The 2605-nt window shown below is 67.3% G+C and carries 3 protein-coding genes; 2 read left to right on the top strand and 1 reads right to left on the bottom strand.

Going from position 1 to position 2605, the window contains the following annotated elements; genetic code table 11:
* Nucleotides 1-753 precede the first annotated feature (753 nt).
* Complete coding sequence (locus tag JWR81_RS05940) at nt 754-1554, top strand: hypothetical protein (protein ID WP_297647750.1); 801 nt, start codon at nt 754-756, stop codon at nt 1552-1554.
* A gap of 233 nt (nt 1555-1787) precedes the next feature.
* Here the strand turns inward: JWR81_RS05940 and JWR81_RS05935 are convergent, their stop codons facing one another.
* Complete coding sequence (locus JWR81_RS05935) at nt 1788-1985, bottom strand: hypothetical protein (protein WP_297647747.1); 198 nt, start codon at nt 1983-1985, stop codon at nt 1788-1790.
* A gap of 424 nt (nt 1986-2409) precedes the next feature.
* On the opposite strand from JWR81_RS05935, the gene JWR81_RS05930 reads away from it, so the two are divergent.
* Nucleotides 2410-2605, top strand: a 196-nt coding sequence (locus JWR81_RS05930; protein WP_297647734.1) for a zf-HC2 domain-containing protein, incomplete at its 3' end; no start/stop codon positions are given.

Genomic DNA, 2605 nt, shown 5'->3' with positions numbered 1-2605 from the left:
AACATCCAGGCCCACGCACGTACGCTCCATCAGCACCGGCGCCTCCCGTAAATGCGGCACCGCCACCCGCCGTGACGGTGACCCGCGCCAACTTACGAGCGAGGCGCCGGCCCCTCATACGGTCTAGTGTCAGGGAATCGAGGGTCGTTGACTTGGGCGGTAGTGGCCGAGTAGATCGTCGGCGGTCTTCGTCGTGGCCCGCGGCGGGATCTCATAACGGTGAACGGGTCAAGTCCCCGGGCCTGGTGTTTCGTGGATGCCGCGTGATCTTCTGTAGTCGTCGGGCACTGAGCGCATCGTTCAGTGCATCGCGTCAGCGATCCTCGCCGGTGTGGTGCAGTGGCAGAGCCGGTCAGAGCGCGACGATCATCGCATGCCGAGAGGCCCGAAGTCGCAAATGAGGGTCGAGTCCGTTTTGAGGTCCGATGTGGTCCTGGAGCGTAGTATGCGGCCGGATGAGCTCGGTCGGTTCGGCGTCGATGAACAAGACGCTCTGCTGGACATGCTTTGGCGACGTCGACTCCCTTGGGTCAAGGGTGTGCTCCCGCGTAACAGTTTGGTGTTCTCTCGCGAGAGTCCCCGGTAGCAACCGCCTACTCTGTCGTTGCGCGTGCATCACTCGAAGGGTGCCATTCAGTGATCAACTGTTTGCGTCGAGCCCGCCGCCGAACAACATCGTCCACCGAATTCGCCCCGTGGCCGCGGCCTGCATTCGGAACCGCAGATAAGGCCCCCCGCACAACGGCCATCTGGGTGAGAGTGGTTGTGCTGGCGGCACTGACGACGTTGATCACCGCCGCGACGATGTCGACGGCATGGGCCGCCGGTACGCGAGTCTTCGGCCACGACATCTCCTACCCGCAGTGCAACGTTGCGCCGCCGACCGACGGCACCTTCGGCATCGTCGGCATCAACAACGGGCACCCGTTCTCCGCCAACCCGTGTCTGACCCGGCAGTATCGCTGGGCCGCGGCCACACCCTCGGGTGCCTCGGTCTATGTGAACACTGCCAACCCCGCGCCAAGCAGCCCGTTCTACTGGCCCGCGACCGGCGCGAAGGACCCGGCGCTGTGCGCCGACAGCAGGTCTACGACGGACCCGGGTTGCGCCTACGACTACGGCTGGCACGCGGGCGCCGACACCCTCGCCCGGGCAAGGACCGCTAACAGTGCTGTCGCGGGCGTGCACTGGTGGCTCGACGTCGAGACGCGAAACGCCTGGCACGGCGACGGGGTGTCGAACACCGCCGTGTTGCAGGGCATGTACGACTATCTGCGCAGCCACGGCGTGACCAGGATCGGGCTCTACTCCACACCTTTCCAGTGGAAGCGGATCACCGGCGGGTACGCCGGCTCGTCGGCGGCCTCCTACAAGGCCGCCTGGCGCAAGGAGTTCGCCGCGAACCACGCGCTCTATGCTCTGCCGCTCTGGATCGCCACCTCCGGCAACAGCACCACCGCGCTCACGGCGTGTGCCGCGAGCTTCACCGGGGCCAGAACCGAGATGGTCCAGTACACCGACGCCCACGGCTTCGACACCAACATCATCTGCTGACTGGATCGAAGCCGGGTCCGTGCAGGCTCTCGTGATGATCGTGGTCGACGTGATCGCCTGGACCCAGCACCTGCTCCTTCACGGCGAAGGCCGAGCTGAAGACGCTGCGCCACCGGATCCTGCACGTCGCAGCGAGGCTGACCCGCGGGCAGCGCCGGCGGTGGCTGCGTAATCAGCGGTCCTGGCGCACGACCTCGCCGCCGCGCTCGGCCGGCTCACCACGCTGCCCGTTCTCACCGGTTGGCCTTGCATCCCGCCACGACGAGCGGCGAGAGCCACCGGCAGAACCAGCATGCGGGCAGCATCACCACACCCATCCACGGAAACGATGACCCGCGCACCACCGAGCACAATGTCAAGATCGGCTCACGCCTGCGCTGAACACCCGGCACCGTCTGGTCGAGGAGGTACCGGATCGTGTCGGTCGGCACGAGAACTCCTCGCGCCGAACGCCGGGACGGCCCGGCGCGCACCTACCAACACGAGAGGGGCAGGCGGCTTCGTTCAGGATCGATGCCGGACACCGTCACCGCTGATCGCCGCGTAACCAGGCGACCTATCGACAGAGGTGACCTCCGTTCCGGCCAGGCACCGGCGCCGCCTCCACCGATCCCCGTCGAGCACTTCGCCGCCCCTCGGCGTTCCCATCGACGTCTCGACGGAACCGCTGCGGCTGATGCACGACGAGCACGCGCAGGCCTTGCTCGCCTTCGCCAGGTCGGAACAGCGCTCATCTGGTGGTGCCGTCCGGCGCCCACGCCGTCCGCTCCCATTCGGCTCCTCCGGTGCGCTCGCGCCGTCGCTGCGCGCTGCCGGCTCCGCCCCGAGAACGTCGGATCCTGCGCGGGTGGCGTCGTGAACGCCTCCGGTCCCGAGCTCGATCAGGCGGAGTGTCCACGTCTCGTGGACAGCGGCGTCTTCCTCTTGGGTGCCTTGAACCCGCCCGAGCGCGCCGACTACGCCGCGCATCTGAGCCGGTGTTCGGCATGCCGACGTGAAGTCAGCGAGTTGGCCGACGTCGCCGCGCTGGTGAGCCGCACGACCTCATCAG

It is taken from the genome of Pseudonocardia sp. (assembly GCF_025965585.1).
Lineage (GTDB): Bacteria > Actinomycetota > Actinomycetes > Mycobacteriales > Pseudonocardiaceae > Pseudonocardia.
This window is presented reverse-complemented; position numbering and strand designations above follow the sequence as displayed.